The following is a 16,401-nucleotide window of genomic DNA, read 5'->3' on the forward strand; positions in this document are numbered from 1 at the left end:
GAACGGGGCCGGTGGCAGAAGTCGTGGGCGGCGCGGGTGCCGGGGGCGGAGGCGGCGTCGAGCGCGCACTGCGCGCCGCCGCCCCGCACGAGGTGTTCGAGGAGGTCCGGGCCGTCCTGGCCCGCGACCACGGAGCGGTCGGTGCCGAGCTGCTGATGGCCGACTACGCCGCGGCACGGCTCCAGCCCGTCACGGCCGCGCCCTACACCGCGGACTCCGTGTCGGCGCACAACGGTGCCGAGGGCCGTGCCTTCGGCGCCCAGGAGCCGTACGTCGTGCCCGGGGAGCGCGGGACCGCCGTACACCTGCCGGTGACCGTGCGCGGCGACCGGCTTGGGGTCCTGAGCGTCCTGTTTCCGGCCGGCGTCCCGGTCGGCGGACTCCTCGGACCGCTGCGGGACGTGGCCGACGCGCTGGCTCACGAGATCCTCGTCGCCGACCGCGACACCGACTTCTTCCTCCAGGCGCGCCGGACCCGCAGACTCACCCTGGCGGCCGAGATGCAGTGGCAACTGCTGCCGGGGCGCTCCTGTTCCCGGCCCGAGTACGACCTCGGGGCCCAGTTGCAGCCCGCGTACGCGATCTTCGGCGACAGCTTCGACTGGTCGGCTTCGGCCGACCACCTGACGCTGACCGTCAACAACGGCATGGGCGAGGGCGTCGAGGCGGCGCTGCTGACCAGTCTCGCCGTGAGTGCCCTGCGCAACGCCCGGCGGGCCGGCCTCGGCCTCGCCGATCAGGCGGCCCTGGCGGACCAGGCCCTCTACGGCCACTACCAGGGGCGGCAGCACCTGCCGACGCTGCTGCTCCGCTTCGCCCTGGACACCGGCGAGGTCGAGGCCGTCGACGCCGGGTCGCCCCGGCTCTGGCGGCTGCGCGGCGCTACCGTGGAGCCGGTCGCGCTGGAGGCTCAGCTGCCGCTCGGCATGTTCGAGGACACCGTCTACACCTGTCAGCGCTTCAGGGTCCTGCCGGGGGACCGGCTGCTCCTCCTGAGCGACGGCGTCTACGACGTGCTCTCCCCTGCGGGAGAACCGTATGGCACGCGCGCCCTGACCAGGGCGGTCCTGAACACGCGGCTGCTGCCGCCCTCGCAGGTGCCCAAGGCGCTCCTGGACGAACTGCCGGGCCACCGGGGCGGCGTGGACGCCGCCGACGACGCGATGGTCGTCTGCCTCGACTGGCACGGCAGACCCGGTCCCGCCTCCGACGGCCGGGAACGGTAGGGCTGGGGGCAGACCGGGTCCGCCGGTGGGACAGTGGTGGCATGGCCCGCCCCCGCCGCTCCGGCGCGCACGAGGACCCGGCCGCGGTCCTCGCCGCCGCGGCGGACCTGCTGGCGGTGCTCCACGCCCGGGGACAGGACGGGGTGACACCGGCCGTGTCGCCGTCGCAGTTGCGGGCGCTGCTCGCCGTCGAAGGCGCCGAGGGCATCAACCTGCGGGCTCTCGGCGATGTGCTCGGCTCCCGTCCGCCGTCGGTCACCCGGCTCTGTGACCGGCTGGAAGCCATGGGGCTGCTCACTCGCGCGCCCCACCCGCTGCGCCGGCGCGAGGTGGAGGTACGGCTCACACCCAGGGGGCGGACGCTCCTGGACGAGCGGCGGCTGGTCCGGCTGCGGGAGCTGTCGGCGGTGCTCGGGCGGATGGCCCCCGAGGCGGTGGAGGCGCTGGTGGCCGGGCTGACGGCGTTCCGGGAGGCGGCCGCGGACCTTCCCCCGGCCGCGGACCCTCCCTCAACCGAGGGGCCGCCCGCGGGCGAGGGAGGCGGTTTTCGGCCAGGCCCGGGGCAAACAGAATCATTGAGTCCGTAAAATATTGCCCAACGGCAAATGATCACCCTAGGCTTGTCCGACGCAACCACGCGTCCGCCGGGCGTCCGCCGTCCGAAATGAGAAGGGACAGACCCGACGCCATGGTGAGCATGTCCGGGCTCGGGGCCCGGCGCCCGGCCGCCCCCGCCACGCAACAGCCGGTGATCCGGCCCCGGCAGAGCCCCTCGGTGGAGCCGGACGACTCGCTGGCACTGTGGAACGGTGTTCCCCCCCAGCTTCTTCTCATCGAGGACGACGAGGGTGACGCCGTGCTCGTGGAGGAACTCGTGGAGGACAGCGGAACCGAGGTCCGTCTCGCCCGGGCCCGCTCCCTCGCCGACGCCCTCCACCTGCTGGGGACCAGGACCCCCGACTGCGTCCTGCTGGACCTGCACCTGCCCGACGCCCAGGGCCTGGACGGACTCAAGAAGGTCCTCGCCCGGACCACCGAGACCGCGGTCGTCGTCCTGACGGGCCTGTCGGAGGAGCGGGCGGGACTGACGGCCGTCGCGGCCGGAGCCCAGGACTACCTGGTCAAGGGGCGCCTCGAAGCCGACGTCTTCATGAGGGCCGTCCGCTACGCGATCCAGCGCAAGCGCACCGAGCTGGCCGCCGCCGCCCTCCAGGCGGGCAGACTGCGCGCCGAGGAGAACGCCCGCCTCGAACGCGGCCTGCTCCCCACACCGCTGCTGCTCGACGACGCGGCCGACACCGTCACCGTCTGCGCCCGCTACCACCCCGGACGAGCCCAGGCACTGCTCGGCGGAGACTTCTACGACGTCGTCCAGACCCCCGACGGAGCCACACACGCCGTGGTCGGCGACGTATCGGGCCACGGCCCCAGCGAGGCGGCACTCGGTGTCTGCCTCCGCGTGGCCTGGCGCTCCTTCGTCCTGGCCGGAGCCCGCGGGGCGGAGCTGCTCGCACTTCTGGAGCGCATCCTGGTGGCCGAACGCTCGGGCCCGGAGATCTTCGCCACCCTCGTCTGCCTCACCCGTCCGCCAGGCACCCGCGCCGTGTCCGTCCAGCGCGCCGGGCACCCCGGCCTCCTGGTCCGCTCCGCCGGCGGCGTCGAGCTCCTCACCGTCGCGGGAGGACCCGCGCTCGGCGTCCTGCCGGGCTGGGGCGCCGGCTGGCCGGTCAGCGAGGTCGCGGTGGAGGACGGCGGCGCCGTGATGCTCTTCACGGACGGCCTGATCGAAGGGCGCGTCGGCCCCGGCTCCGACCGCCTCGACGAGGAAGGCCTCCTGGAGATCGCCCGCAAGCACGCCGACCTGCCGGCGGAGCCCTTCGTCGACACCCTCATCGAGACGGCGCAGGGCCTGGCCGCGGACTGGGGCGGCCTCGCCGACGACGTCGCCGTCCTCCACCTCGAATGGAACCCGTCCTCGTGACCTCCCGCACCCGGCCCGCCCCTACACGCCCCCGACGCGGCACGGACCGCCAGGGACCGAGCCTCCAGGCCTGGCTCACCACCGTTCTGGTCGTCCTGGCCCTGATGTTCGTCGGCACGGGAGCGCTCGGAGCCGCCCTGCTGTCCCGCACCACCACGGCCGGGAACCGGCTCGTCGACGAGATCCTGCCCGCCCAGCGGGACGCCCTGCGCCTGGAGACGGCCCTGCTGGACCAGGAGACCGGGGTCCGCGGCTACCTCCTGGCCCACGATCCCGTCCTCCTGGAACCGTACGAACGCGGCCGGAGCAACGAGAGCGAGGCCGCCCGCCGCCTGGCGACGCTCCTCGACGGCGACGACGGCGTACGCCAGGACCTGGCCGCCGTCGAGGAGGCCGCCCTCACCTGGCGGGACGAGTTCGCGAACCCAGCCATCGCCTCCGCGCGGAACGGCACCACCCCGCCCTCCGCCCAGGCCGGCAAGGACCGCTTCGACGAGGTCCGCCGCCGGGTCGCGGCGCAGCAGGCACGCCTGGACCGCCTCCAGAACGACGCCCGCACCACCTTCGGCACGGCACGCGCGCAGCGCGACCACGTCCTGCTGGCGATCGTCGTGGCCTTCCTGCTCGCCGCCTCGGCCCTCGCCGTACTGCTCCACGTGGGCGTACTGAGGCCGCTCGCCCGGGTACGGACCGCCTCCCAGCGCGTCGCGGAGGGCGCCTTCGAGGAGGAGATCCCCCGGTGCGGACCCTCCGACCTCAAGGCCCTGGCCGGGGCGGTGGAGGCCATGCGGCACCGGACCGTGGCCGAGCTGAACACCTCGCTGCGCAACGCCGAGCGGCTCGACCGGACGGCCGCCGAACTCGACGCGCAGGCGGTGGAGCTGCGCCGCTCCAACGCGGAGCTGGAGCAGTTCGCCTACGTGGCTTCGCACGACCTCCAGGAGCCGCTGCGCAAGGTGGCCTCGTTCTGCCAGTTGCTGGAGAAGCGGTACGGGGACCAGCTCGACGAGCGGGCGGCGCAGTACATCGCCTTCGCCGTCGACGGGGCCAAGCGGATGCAGGTCCTCATCAACGACCTGCTGACCTTCTCCCGAGTGGGCCGGGTCCAGGACGCGCGCGAGACGGTCGCGATGGACGCCGCCCTGGACCGCGCACTGCGCAACCTGGCCGCCGCCGTGGAGGAGAGCGGCGCGGAGATCACCCGGCCCGAGAGGCTCCCGGAGGTGGTGGGCGACCCGACACTGCTGACGATGCTGTGGCAGAACCTGGTGGGCAACGCCGTCAAGTTCCGCTCGCCCGAACGGGCTCCGCGCGTGGAGGTGACCGTGGCCGACGGCCCCGCCGCGGAGCCGGGTCTGCACACCTTCACCGTCACCGACAACGGCATCGGAGTACCGGCCGAGTTCGCCGAGAAGGTCTTCGTCATCTTCCAGCGCCTGCACGGCCGGGAGACCTACGGCGGCACCGGGATCGGCCTCGCGCTCTGCAAGAAGATCGTCGAGCACGCGGGCGGACGCATCCGGATCGACACCGGCCACCACGAAGGCACCCGGATCGTCTTCACCCTCCCCGTCGCCGCGGACGCCGCCCCGGGCACGCCCGCGCCCGCGGAGCCCGCCGCCGACACCGCGTCACCCGCGCCCGTATCCACCGGAGGAACCCCCCGATGAGCACTCCCCCCGACCGGCCTCAGGCCACCCCCGCCGAAGTCCTGCTGGTCGAGGACGACGCGGGCGACGAGCTCATGACGCGGGAGGCCTTCGAGGACAACAAGATCGGAAACGTGCTGCACGTCGTGCGGGACGGCCTGGAAGCCCTGGACTTCCTGTACCGCCGGGGCGATCACGCGGACGCCCCGCGCCCCGACCTGATCCTGCTCGACCTCAACCTGCCCAAGTACGACGGACGGCAGGTCCTCGAACGGATCAAGACCGATCCGGAGCTGAAGCACATCCCCGTGGTCGTGCTCACCACGTCGGCGGCCGAGGAGGACATCCTGCGCAGCTACAAGCTGCACGCCAACGCGTACGTGACGAAGCCGGTGGACCTGGACCAGTTCATCCGGGCGATCCAGCAGATCGACGACTTCTTCGTCACCGTGGTCAAGCTCCCCCGCACGTGACGAGGCGGGCGGCCGGGCCGCTGACGGAGACGGCGGAAACACGAGGAAACCGGAGGTGAACAGCATGGACACGCACAACGCCGAGGCTCGCGGTCGTGTCGAGACCCGTTCCGAGGGGAACGTGCGCATCGTCGTGATGGCGGGGGAGTTCGACATGGACAACGTCGCCCCCCTGCGGACCGCGATGGATCCCGCGGTACCCGGTGTCACCCGTTTCGTCCTGGACGTCGCCGAGGTGACCTTCATCGACTCGACGGCGCTCAGCATCATGTTGCACGCGGCCCTGGACCACCCCGTGGTCCTGGCGGGCACCGTACCGCGCCGCCTGGCCCGCCTCCTGGAGATCACCGGCGCCGGACCGGCCTTCACCACCGCGCCCAGTGTGGCCGAGGGCACGGTCGTTCCGGTGCCTCCGAGGCGGGGCTGAACCGCGCCGCGCCCGTGATCGAAAGACACCCGCCCCGGCCTGCGCCCGGGGACCTGATGGCCACTCAGACGGAGGCCGCGTCCTGCCCCGTACGCGGGAAGAAGGGGAAGTGGACGCGGCCCGTGCCCGCCTGCGATCGCCCGCATGCGACTTTGACGTCTCTTGCACGTATTCATGGCCCTCGCCGTAGCACTGGTCGGGTGGGCCGACGGCACCGGCGGCACCGGCGGGATCGCGTCGGCACTGGAGGAAGGACCTCCGCCGACGGATCGTCAACTGCCGTACTCCAACCACGCCTACGAGGTGCTCGACCGGGAGACCGCCGACGGGGAGTGCCGACCCCGACCACCTTCCGCCAGACCCGGGACTTCGGCGACGGGGTACCGGTGCCGTGGTTCGACGCCGTCTTCACCACCGGCCAGTACGACGGCTTCGGCGCCTGGGGCACGGAATACCTCCCCGAGTGCTTCGCCGACCCGCGCGGCAACACCGAGCCGGCCGCGTACCCCGGTGACGTCGGCCGCGAGCGGTACCTGTCCGACGGCTACCGCGACCACCTGATGCGGAACGTGACCTCGATCCGCCTGGGGGTCACCGCCCGCGACCTGGCCGCCACACTGCCGCTGCTCCGCGCGGGTGGCTTCACGGTGCGCGAACTCCCCAACGGCAGCGCCTCGGCGAACGGCGCCGGCACCACGATCCGCCTGGACCCCGTGGTACGTGAGCAGGCCGGGCTGCGCCAGGTCGAGATGTCCCTCAACCCACGGGTGTCGTACCGCCACGAGGAGCGCATCGGCCGCTCGACCTCGTCGTCGGCCCGGGCGACCGCGCCGTGTGGACCTTCGGGTCCGCGGGGTAGCGGTGACGGCCGCCCCGAGCGGACTCCCGCGTCGCCCGGACGCTCATGGTCCGACCGGTGCCCGCCCGGGGCCGAAAGGCCGGAGACAACGGCCCGGCGTTACGTCCTGCTGGACTTCCCCTTGTTCGACGACCACGAGATGTTCCTGGCCCAGGGCCCGACTCCGGGCCCGAACCCGGGACCGGCGAGCGGACCCGCCTCGCACGCGAATCCGGTATCGGGCACCTGGCGATGGACATCGCCGAGCTCCTCACCTCGCACGGCTACGCCGATGAGACCCCGCTCCTGAGGGCGACCGCCTCCAGAGCCCTCAGCGAACCCGAGGCCGGAACCAGCGCAGACGACTCCGAACGGCTCAGCCGGCCCCTCGACACCCTCGACGCCTCAGCGCACTTCTTCCGGGCTCGACTCAGGACCGCCGGCAATGGCTCGGCGTCGCGCCACCGGCCACGCCGCGAGCGCGCCGAGGGCCGCGCCCAGGGTGTTCTCCGCCCAGTCCACGTACTGGCAGGAGCGCACCGGATCCAGGGTCTGCGCCAGCTCGACGGCCGCCCACACCACGCACACGGCCGCCACTACCCGCCCCGGGCGGCGGTCGGCCAGCGTGCCGAACACCCCGAGCACAGACCAGAGCACGACGTTGGCGGCGTGGTGGGCCCATCCGCCGCCCAGAGTCCGCACCGACGCGCCGGCCAGGCAAGCGGCCAGCCGCGCGCCCACCCCTGCAACCACCTGGTCCGGCAGGGTGATCCCCACCAGCACCGCGGCCGTGAGCAGCAGGCCGAGCACCGCGGCCGGGGAGGAGCCGGTTCGCCGAAGAAGCGGCCGCCGCAGGGCCAACCCGACCCCGCCGAGGACGAGCACGAGGACTGCCGCGACGGCGGCGTGCTGCGCCGTGGACAACGTACCGACGGATGCCACGCCAGGGGACGCGACGCCGGTGGAGCTGACTTCAGAGGGCAGGGCAGTGGACATACCGCTACTTCCGTGATGGTGCCGCGCCACCGACCACACTAGCGACATCGCGAGAGACCCGCGCCAGTAGGGGTTGCTGTCAGGCGCCCCCGTGCTGACCAAGTGGGTCGCCGCGGTGCGCAGGCCGCGGAGGACCGACTCCCCGCCGCCCTCGGGTGGGTCCTCGGCATCGTGTGCCGCGGACCGGCCGGGGAGAGGGATGGCCGGCGGCGGTAGACGACGTGCATGCGTCGCGTGTCATCCACGGGTGCTCCGGGTGCTTCGGGTGCTCCGGGAAACGGGGTACCCGGGACGGAGTCTGGCCGTTCTTTCGTGATGGTGAGGCCAGCGGCGCCGCACCAGCCTGGCAGCTGAGGCCCTTGCCGGGTCCTCACCACGCCCGGGTCGCTGGAGGCGTACGCCACGTTCACAGCCACGATCGGTCTGCTGAGCCAGGCCGCGGGAGGTCGCTCCCGCGCCGTCTCCTCGGGCTACCGCCCCTGCCTCCGCTTCCGGGCGGCCACGGTCATCGGAGCGGTGACGCTGCCGGTGCGCACGGACTCGCTCGGTCCGGGCGGGACCGCCACTGTGACGGTCAACCTGATCAAGCCGGTCGCGAGGGAGACCCGCACCGGATTCGAGACACGTGACGACACGCGGGCTGTCGGCACCGGCACGGTCGGCACCGTCATCGAACAACCGGGCTCCGCCGCCGGCGGGACGAGTGGCCGGCGCGCCGCCGCGTTCGCACCCGCCGGGGCTGCGGTGGCGGGCCAGGGCACGTCGTAGGCGTAGCGGACGCTCGTGACGTCGCCGCTGTGGTGGGTCACATCGCTGACCAGGCGCCCCTACCCGTCGTACTCCCGCCGCGGCCCGGCGTCCGCGCCGACCGGGTGGGGAAATCCAGGGAGCCCCATCAGCGCCGAGCGGAGTTACTTCGAGAGGGCAATCTCCGTTCCAGGAACTGGACTTCGGGGCCGGAACGAGGAGGGGCGTCCGCCGCGCTGTGAGGCGGACGCCTGCTCCCGGAGTGGGCACGGCCCAGCCGCGCATGATCCCGGTCAGCCGGCCGGCAGCGCCTCGCGCAGGCGGCCTCCCGGGGGACGAGGCCCCGGCCCCGTGCGCGTTCCCCGTCATTCGAAGGCGGCGGCCGCCTCCTTCAGCGCGCGGGCCACGACCGCCGGGTCGTAGGGCGCCTGCGCGCCGGGGTCGTAGGTCACCGAGCGCAGGCGGCCGGTGTAGTGGAAGCTGCCGTGGCGTTCGTAGACCGGCCAGGAGACCGGGGACTTGCGGTCCACGCCCACGCTGATGCCTTGCAGCGGCGCCATGCCGATGAGCTGGTGGACGCTGTCCGACCGGCCGGTCTCCACACCGTCGATCAGGATGCGGAACTCCCAGCGCAGGCCCTCCACCGCGGTGGCCGAGAGCGTGACCCTCCGTCGGCCCGCCGGCAGCGGGCCGGCATCGGTCTCGTGCAGCTCGCCGTACTCGTTGTAGGCGAACCGCAGCCGCCCGTCTTCCACGTACAGGCTGTAGCCGCCGCCCTGGTCGCCGTGCGAGACCAGCACGCCCTGGTCGGTGGCGGCGTGCTCGTCGAGATCGACGGTGACGTCGAAGGAACGGAAGGAGATGAGCCGGGAGGAGCGGTACCGCTCCAGCTCGGGTGTGCCCGCCAGCAAGGTGAGGGGGCGGTGCAACCGCTCCTCGGCGGGGTTGCGGCGGGCCAGCGCGCCGCTGCCGTCGGCGAGGGGGAAGACGCCGTTGCGCCAGGCCGCCGCCTCCCAGGCCGCGGCCAGTTCCTTCACCACCCCCGGGTGGTCCTGGGCGATGTCGATGGTTTCGGTCGGGTCGGTGCGCAGGTCGTACAGGGCCCATTCACCGTCGTCGTACGGTGTGCCGGGACGGTGGAGCGTGACCAGCTTCCAGCCGTCGCGGTAGTAGCTGCGGTTTCCCGACATCTCGCAGTACTGCTCGGTGTGGGCGCTGGGCGTCCCCCCGTCGTGGAGGACGGGGGCAAAGCTGACGCCGTCGAGTTCCTGGGCGGGCCGAGAGCGCCACCGCTCCGGGCGCGGTACGCCCGCGAGTTCCAGGAGGGTGGGGGTGATGTCGGTGACGTACTGGTACTGCTGCCGGATCCCGGGATCGTCCGTGGCCCGCCGGAGTCCTTCGGGCCAGGAGATGACGAACGGTACGCGCACGCCGCCGGCGTAGGTCTGGCCCTTGTAGAGCCGGAAGGGGGTGTTGGAGGCCATGCCCCAGCCGCGCGGGTAGTGCACCAGGCTCTGCGGGCCTCCGATGAGGTGGGTGTCCCGGTCCACGTCCTCGTTCCAGTCGTCCGGGACGGGCTGGTGGACGAAGCGGCTGAAGTAGCTGCGCGTGCCCTCGGCGCCGCCCTCGCCGGTGCCGCCGTTGTCCGAGGTGAAGACGATGACGGTGTTGTCGAGTTCGCCGAGTGCGCGCAGGGTGTCGGTGAGCCGGCCGAGGTTCTGGTCGATGTTGTCGACCATGGCCGCGTAGACCTCCATGTAGCGGGCGTAGCGGCGCTGTTGTTCGGGGGTCAGCTCGTCCCAGGGGCCTACGTCGTGGCCCGTCTCGGAGTTGCGGTCGGGCAGGGCGGTCCCCTCGGGAAAGAGGCCGTCGGCGATCTGGCGGGCGAAGCGGGTGTCGCGCAGGGTGTCCCAGCCGCCGTCGTAGCGGCCGCGCTGGCGTTCGATGTCGGCGGACTTGGCCTGGAGGGGGCCGTGCACGGCGTTGTGCGCCACGTACAGGAAGAACGGCTTGTCGGGGTCGTGCGCGCGCAGTGACTTCACCATGGAGATGGCCTCGTCGGTGATGTCGTCCGTGTAGTAGTAGCCGTCGGGCAGTTCGTCGATGTCGAGCGGGCTGTTGTCGCGGACCAGCTGGTGCGGGTGGAACAGGCTGGTCAGGCCCTCCAGTACGCCGTAGTACCGGTCGAAGCCCTTCTGCAGCGGCCAGTTGCGCCGGTCGTCGGCGGCGTTGGACGCCGAGTCGCGGGTCAGGTGCCACTTGCCCACGGCGTACGTGGCGTAGCCCGCGTCGTGCAGGACCTCCGCCAGGGTGGGGACGTCTTCGCCGACCTCCATGCCGTAGCCGGGGAAACCGGGGTCGAAGTTGGCGACGGTCGAGTACCCGACCCGGTGCGGGTTGAGCCCCGTGAGCAGGGCGGCGCGGGCGGGGGAGCACAGGGGCATGGTGTGGTAATTGGCCAGCCGCAGACCGCCCTCGGCCAGGCCGTCGAGTACGGGGGTGGGGACCTCGGAGCCGAACGGGCCGATGTCGCTGTAGCCCATGTCGTCCACGAGGACCACGACGATGTTCGGGGCGCGCCCTCCAGGCCGCCGCGGCGGCTGCCAGGAGGGCTCGGACTCGGCGAAGGTACGGCCCACTCTTCCGGTGAAACCGTCGTAGGGATCGCGGCGGTTCGCGGTGCCGGGGGCATGCGGGCTGGTCATGGGCGGAGCTCCTTGGGTGAGGGCGGGGCGGTCCGGGGAACGGCCCCGAGCAGGGTGCGGGTGTAGGGGTGGGCGGGACGTGTGCAGACCTCGTCGGCCGCGCCGGTCTCGACGATCTGCCCGCGGTGCATCACGGCGATGCGATGACTGATCTGCCGAACCACCGCGAGATCGTGGGCGATGAACAACAGGGCGAGTCCGAGGTCGCGTTGCAGGTCGGTCAGGAGATTGACGACCTGGGCCTGGACCGAGACGTCGAGGGCGGAGACGGGCTCGTCACAGATGAGGACCGACGGCTCGGGGGCCAGCGCGCGGGCGATGCCGATGCGCTGGCGCTGACCGCCGGAGAACGCGTGCGGATGGCGCCCGGCGACGTCCGGATCGAGGCCGACCTGCCGTAGCAGAGCGGCCACCCGCTCCGCCCGTTGCGCGCGGTCGCCGAGGCCGTGCGCGATCAGCGGCTCGGCGATGATCTGCCGCACGGTCATCCGGGGGTTGAGTGAGGAGAAGGGGTCCTGGAAGACCATCTGGACCTCACGGCGCAGTGCCTTGGTCGTCTCCGGCGACGCAGCGGACAGGTTCCGCCCCCGGAACCGGATGTCCCCCGAGGTCGGTTCGTACACCCGGACGAGGGTGCGCGCGAGCGTGGACTTGCCCGATCCCGACTCGCCCACGATCCCCAGCGTCTCACCGGCGTGCAGGACGAGGTCGACTCCGTCCAGGGCGACCACCGGATCGCGGCGTCCGGCCCGGCCCCGGCCGGGGAAGGTCTTGCGCAGCGCGGTGACCTCCAGCAGCGGCGCGGCGGACGGCTCCACGGCCGGCCGTGCCCCGCGGTCCTCGGCGGCTTCCCCGTCGGCGGTGACGTCCTTCGGGCCGGTGACCCAGCACGCGGAACGCGCGCCGGCCGCGGTTCCCGTCAGCGGGGGCTCCTGCTCATGGCAGCGGTCCTCGGCCAGCGGGCACCGGGGTGCGAAGCCGCACCCCCCGTCGGGGGCGGCGGGGTCGGGCGGGCTGCCGGGAATGCCGAGCAGGCGGGTGCCCGAAGGGGACTCCAGGCGTGGCACGGCCGCCAGCAGGCCTGCGGTGTAAGGATGTCGGGGGCGGGCGAGTACGTGCTCGGTGGGTCCTTCCTCGACGGCCTTTCCTCCGTACATCACCATCACCCGCCGGCAGACGCGTGCGACGGCTCCGATGTCGTGGGTGACGAGGACGAGAGCGGTGCCGGTCTCCCGGTTCAGCCGTTCGAGCAGCTGCAGGATCTGGTCCTGGACGGTGGCGTCGAGCGCCGTGGTCGGTTCGTCGGCGATCAGCCCGTCCGGTTCGTTGGCCAGCGCGAGGGCGATCATCACGCGCTGGCGCATGCCGCCGGAGAACTGGTGGGGGTGGTCGTCGATCCGCCGTTCGGGGGCGGGAATGCCGACCAGACCGAGGAGTTCGAGCGCGCGGCCCCGACGCGCACGCCGGTCGCCGCGCCCGTGGGCCCGCATCGCCTCGTCCAGGTGCTGTCCGATGGAGAGCACCGGGTTGAGGGAGGCCATCGGGTCCTGGAAGATCATTCCGATCCGGCTTCCCCGTACGCGGCGCAGCGCCTCTTCCCGGGCTGCGGTCAGGTCTTCGCCGTCGAGCAGTACGGAGCCGCCGGTGACGCGGCCACCGCCCGGCAGCATGTGCGTGAGTGCGAGGGCCAGGGTCGACTTGCCCGAGCCGGACTCGCCTACGACACCCAGCGTCTCGCCGGGGGCGAGGGCGAAGTCGATGCCCCGGACGGCCCGCACGGTCCCGGCACCGAGGGGGAAGGTGACGTGCAGGCGGCGTACGTCGAGCAGGGGAGCGGCGCGTCCGGCGGTGGTGCCGGTGCCGGTGCCGGTGCCGGTGCCGGTGGCGAGGTGGGTCGTGGCTGGGCTCACTGCCGGATCCCCCGGTTCAGGGCTTCCGCTATGAGAGTGAAGCCGACGACGAGTGCGGTCACCGCGATCAGCGGTGCCACCGCGAAGGTGGGATGGGTGCCGAGGTAGGCCGTGGACTGGCTGAGGACGCTGCCGAGGGAGGGCTCCGGCGGCCGGATGCCGACGCCGATGAAGCTCATGGCGCCCTCGATGAACACGGCGATCGACAGGGCGGTGGCGATCTGCACCACGACGGGGTCGATCGCGTTGGGCAGCACATGGCGGACCAGGACGCGCAGCCGCCCCGCCCCGCCCACCCGTGCGGCGACGGCGTACTCGCGCTCGCGCTGTACGAGGACGGCGCCCCGCAGCAGCCGTCCGAAGGCGGGTGCCTCCGCCAGCGCGATGACGACCACGATCGGCAGTCGTCCCGGCCCCGAGACGGCGGTGATGGTCAGGGCGAGGATCAGGCCGGGGAAGGCCAACACCAGGTCGAAGGACCGCTGGACGGCGACATCGGCGGCCCGCGAGGAGACGGAGAGCAGGGCGAGGGCGCAACCCGCCGCTGCGGCGACGGGCACGGCCGTGAGGCCGATGGCGAGGTCGGCACGGATGCCGTGCAGCACCCTGCTGAACAGATCGCGCCCGAGGTCGTCCGTTCCGAACGGATGCCCCGTTGAAGGCCCGGCCAGTGCGTCACCGCTTTGCGCCAGGGGATCGGCGGACGTGAGCAACGGAGCCAGCAGTCCGGCCACTGCGACCGCGGACACCAACGTGAGTCCGGCGATGCCGCGGACACCGAGCAGCCCGGCCAGGTAGCGGTTGCGGGCGCGGAACGAGGAGGATGTGGTCGTGATGGTCACGGTCAAGCCCACCTGATCCGGGGGTCCAGCCAGGCGTAGACGAGGTCGGTGATCAGCTGCACGGCGACGAACACCGCTACCAGCAGCAGGAGCAGTGCCTGGACCACGGGGTAGTCGCGGCGGATCACACCCTGTTCGGCGAGCATGCCGAGACCCGGCCAGGCGAAGACGGCCTCCACCAGCACCGCCCCGCTGAGCAACTGTCCGATCTGCATACCGAGTACGGTGACCACGGGCGGCAGGGCGTTGGGCAGTGCGTGGCGCCAGACGATGCGCCGACGGCTGACGCCCACGGCCGTGGCGGTGCGTACGTAGTCCTCGGCCAGGGCGCGCGCCAGCCCGTCCTTGAGGTAGCGGCCGAGGACGGCGGCGCTCGGCAGGGCGAGACACAGCGCCGGCAGCAGCAGGTACTGCAGGCCGATGTCGGGGGCATCGCGCACCGACCGGTATCCGCCGGCGGGCAGCAGGCGAAGGCCCACCGCGAACACCAGTACCAGCACGATCCCGGTCACGAACGGCGGCACGGCCAGCGAGGCGGTGGTGACCGCCTGCGCCGCGGCGCGCACCCCGCGGCCGCGCCCGGTCGCCCCCAGCAGCCCGAGGGCCAGGCCGAGCACGACCACCAGCACCAGCGCGCCGATCGTCAGCTCCACCGTCCGCCCCAGCCCCTGACCGATCAGCTCGGAGACCTCGCCGCCGATGGCGTACGAGGGGCCGAGGTCGCCGTGCACGAGATCGCCGAGCCAGGTGAGGTACTGGCCGGGCAGCGGCTGGTCCAGGCCGAGTCGGCCGCGGATCGCCTCGATGGCAGCGGGTCCGGCGTCCGGTCCCGCCAGGGTGGTGGCGGGGTCGCCGGGGATGAGGCGCAGGATGACGAAGATGGCGAACGAGGCGAGCGCCAGGACGAGCAGCGCGGAAGGAACCCTCTTCAACAGGTAGGAGCCCACGGCGTCACACCAGGTAGGCGTCGTCGAGGATGAGGTAGCCGAACTTGTTGAGGTCCGCTCCGTGGACCTTGGCCGTGGCGACCTCCACCGAAGCCTCCACCGCCAGGTCGATGATGAAGGCCTCGTCGAGGAGCTGGTCGCTGATCCGCTGGTAGGCCCCCAGCGCCTCGGGACCTTCCGCGTCGCTGCGCACCCATGCGTCGCGTACCGCTTCCGTATAGGCGGCCGAGCTGAATTGAGAGGTGTTCTTCGCCTCGTTGAAGGGGTAGGCGCTGACGGCCAGGGTGGACGGGTGGACCTGCGCGAACCCGTGCCCCATCGTCCAGAGGGCCGGCATCTGCTGGGCGATCAGTTTCTTCTGCATGGTCGCCGAGTCGTAGGGCTGGAGCTCGGTGGTGATGCCGATCTGCTTCAGGTCGTACTGGATGATCTGGGCGATGGCCGTGACTCTCGGCACCGAGGCGTGGGCGAGCGGCAGGGACAGCGTGTCGTGGCCGGCCTCCTTCAGCAGGGCCCGCGCCTTGTCCGGATCGTGCTTGTAGCGGGCGGCGTTGGCGTCGCTGTACGCCGGGGATGACCTGGGCCAAGGGGCAGCGCTCGCCTGGCCGTAGCCGCCGAGGACCTGCTTGACGATGCGTTCGCGGTCGACGGCCCAGGCGAGCGCCTGGCGTACGCGCTTGTCGCTGGTGTACTGCTCCTTGACGTTCGCGCCGAGGTAGAGGGCGCCGGCGCCGGTGTCGTAGCCCTTGATGCGGAACTGCTTGTCGTCCTTCAGCTGCGCCACGTCCTGGCCCCGGACGTCGTACGAGAGCTGTGACTGGGCGGTGCGCAGCGAGGAGAGCAGCGAATCGGGCTGCGGGATGATGCGTATCTCGACCTTGTCCAGGTAAGGACGGCCGGGCTGCCAGTAGCGCTCGTTGCGCGCGAAGCTGATGGAAGCGCCGGGGTTGCGGCCGGTGAAGGTGTAGGGCCCGGTGCCGATGAGCTGCTTGCCGGCGACCGCGTCCTCGACCGTGTCCTTGTCGGCGATGAACATGAACTCGAAGAGGTCGAACAGGTTGCTGACGGGATGTGCGAGACCGAGTGTGATCTCGTGGTCGCCCCGCTTCTCGAACGAGGTGACGGCGGCCGCCGTGGACCGCAACTGTGCGGCGCGCACGGGGTTCTGAAGGTTCTGTACCGCGAAGATGACGTCATCCGCCGTGAACGTGCGGCCGTTGTGGAAGGTGACGTCGTCGCGGAGCACGAAGGTGATGCTCTTGCCGTCCGGGGCGACCTGCCAGGACTTCGCCAGCTCCGGCTGCGGCCGCAGCTTGTCGTCGTAGCGGGTGAGGGTGTTGAACACCAGGCGGGGGACGAGCGTCATCGCGCTCACCGCGAAGAGCAGGGCCGGAGTGAAGTCGACACCGTGCGCGACCGTCAGGGTGCCGCCCCTGCCGGGACTCGCCGAGCCGGCGGGTGCGCTGTCGTCGACCGCGGAACGGCAGGCGCCCAGTGTCATGAGGACGGAGCCGGCGCCCAGGGCGCGGAGCAGGCCCCGGCGGGAGAGGTGGGGGAGCGTGGTCATGGTGGAACCGCCTTGGCGAGGGGGAAATCGAGAGGAGAAGTTAATTGCAATCTGAGCGGAACTAATTAACTGCAGGTGGGACCTGGTGTGATC

General features: G+C 72.2%; 14 protein-coding genes. 8 read left to right on the plus strand and 6 right to left on the minus strand.

The window, feature by feature from the left end; genetic code table 11:
- The first annotated feature begins 11 nt into the window (after window positions 1–11).
- From ACFVXK_RS13910 to ACFVXK_RS13940, 7 genes are all read left to right on the plus strand, one after another.
- Window positions 12–1,226, plus strand: coding sequence for a PP2C family protein-serine/threonine phosphatase (locus ACFVXK_RS13910; protein ID WP_389611772.1), 1,215 nt, complete (start codon window positions 12–14; stop codon window positions 1,224–1,226).
- A gap of 41 nt (window positions 1,227–1,267) precedes the next feature.
- Window positions 1,268–1,813, plus strand: a complete 546-nt coding sequence (locus ACFVXK_RS13915; protein WP_389611736.1) for a MarR family winged helix-turn-helix transcriptional regulator — start codon at window positions 1,268–1,270, stop codon at window positions 1,811–1,813.
- A gap of 110 nt (window positions 1,814–1,923) precedes the next feature.
- Entirely contained in the window at window positions 1,924–3,207 is a 1,284-nt protein-coding gene (locus ACFVXK_RS13920) for a PP2C family protein-serine/threonine phosphatase (protein ID WP_389611773.1), read from the plus strand.
- The gene (locus tag ACFVXK_RS13925) at window positions 3,204–4,877 is read left to right on the plus strand and encodes an ATP-binding protein (protein WP_389611737.1); all 1,674 of its coding nucleotides are present in this window, start codon (window positions 3,204–3,206) and stop codon (window positions 4,875–4,877) included. Before ACFVXK_RS13920 ends, ACFVXK_RS13925 begins: the two co-directional genes overlap by 4 nt.
- A complete protein-coding gene (locus ACFVXK_RS13930; protein ID WP_389611738.1) occupies window positions 4,874–5,329 on the plus strand; it encodes a response regulator in 456 nt (151 codons plus the stop codon). The genes ACFVXK_RS13925 and ACFVXK_RS13930 overlap by 4 nt, the downstream gene beginning before the upstream one ends.
- A 64-nt stretch (window positions 5,330–5,393) precedes the next feature.
- Entirely contained in the window at window positions 5,394–5,756 is a 363-nt protein-coding gene (locus tag ACFVXK_RS13935) for an STAS domain-containing protein (RefSeq protein ID WP_389611739.1), read from the plus strand.
- A 332-nt stretch (window positions 5,757–6,088) separates the two neighbouring features.
- On the plus strand, window positions 6,089–6,904 hold the full coding sequence (locus tag ACFVXK_RS13940) for a DUF5829 family protein (RefSeq protein WP_389611740.1): 816 nt from the start codon (window positions 6,089–6,091) through the stop codon (window positions 6,902–6,904).
- A 95-nt stretch (window positions 6,905–6,999) separates the two neighbouring features.
- On the opposite strand, the gene ACFVXK_RS13945 is transcribed toward ACFVXK_RS13940, so the two are convergent.
- Complete coding sequence (locus tag ACFVXK_RS13945) at window positions 7,000–7,590, minus strand: hypothetical protein (RefSeq protein WP_389611741.1); 591 nt, start codon at window positions 7,588–7,590, stop codon at window positions 7,000–7,002.
- A 387-nt stretch (window positions 7,591–7,977) separates the two neighbouring features.
- Between ACFVXK_RS13945 and ACFVXK_RS13950 the strand changes: the two genes are divergently transcribed.
- Window positions 7,978–8,358: a hypothetical protein gene (locus ACFVXK_RS13950; RefSeq protein WP_389611774.1), complete on the plus strand. Its 381-nt coding sequence runs from the start codon at window positions 7,978–7,980 to the stop codon at window positions 8,356–8,358.
- 344 nt (window positions 8,359–8,702) lie between these two features.
- Here the strand turns inward: ACFVXK_RS13950 and ACFVXK_RS13955 are convergent, their stop codons facing one another.
- The 5 genes from ACFVXK_RS13955 to ACFVXK_RS13975 form a co-directional block, all read right to left on the minus strand.
- Complete coding sequence (locus ACFVXK_RS13955; protein WP_389611742.1) at window positions 8,703–11,042, minus strand: arylsulfatase; 2,340 nt, start codon at window positions 11,040–11,042, stop codon at window positions 8,703–8,705.
- Window positions 11,039–12,871 carry a dipeptide ABC transporter ATP-binding protein gene (locus ACFVXK_RS13960; RefSeq protein ID WP_389611775.1) on the minus strand — a complete coding sequence of 611 codons (1,833 nt, stop codon included), beginning with the start codon at window positions 12,869–12,871 and terminating at the stop codon, window positions 11,039–11,041. Before ACFVXK_RS13960 ends, ACFVXK_RS13955 begins: the two co-directional genes overlap by 4 nt.
- 77 nt (window positions 12,872–12,948) lie before the next feature.
- The gene (locus ACFVXK_RS13965; RefSeq protein WP_389611743.1) at window positions 12,949–13,800 is read right to left on the minus strand and encodes an ABC transporter permease; all 852 of its coding nucleotides are present in this window, start codon (window positions 13,798–13,800) and stop codon (window positions 12,949–12,951) included.
- On the minus strand, window positions 13,797–14,741 hold the full coding sequence (locus ACFVXK_RS13970; RefSeq protein WP_389611744.1) for an ABC transporter permease: 945 nt from the start codon (window positions 14,739–14,741) through the stop codon (window positions 13,797–13,799). The genes ACFVXK_RS13965 and ACFVXK_RS13970 overlap by 4 nt, the downstream gene beginning before the upstream one ends.
- Before the next feature lie 4 nt (window positions 14,742–14,745).
- The gene (locus ACFVXK_RS13975; protein ID WP_389611745.1) at window positions 14,746–16,308 is read right to left on the minus strand and encodes an ABC transporter substrate-binding protein; all 1,563 of its coding nucleotides are present in this window, start codon (window positions 16,306–16,308) and stop codon (window positions 14,746–14,748) included.
- Window positions 16,309–16,401: the final 93 nt, after the last annotated feature.

This window comes from Streptomyces sp. NPDC058157 (assembly GCF_042884105.1).
Classification (GTDB): Bacteria; Actinomycetota; Actinomycetes; order Streptomycetales; family Streptomycetaceae; genus Streptomyces.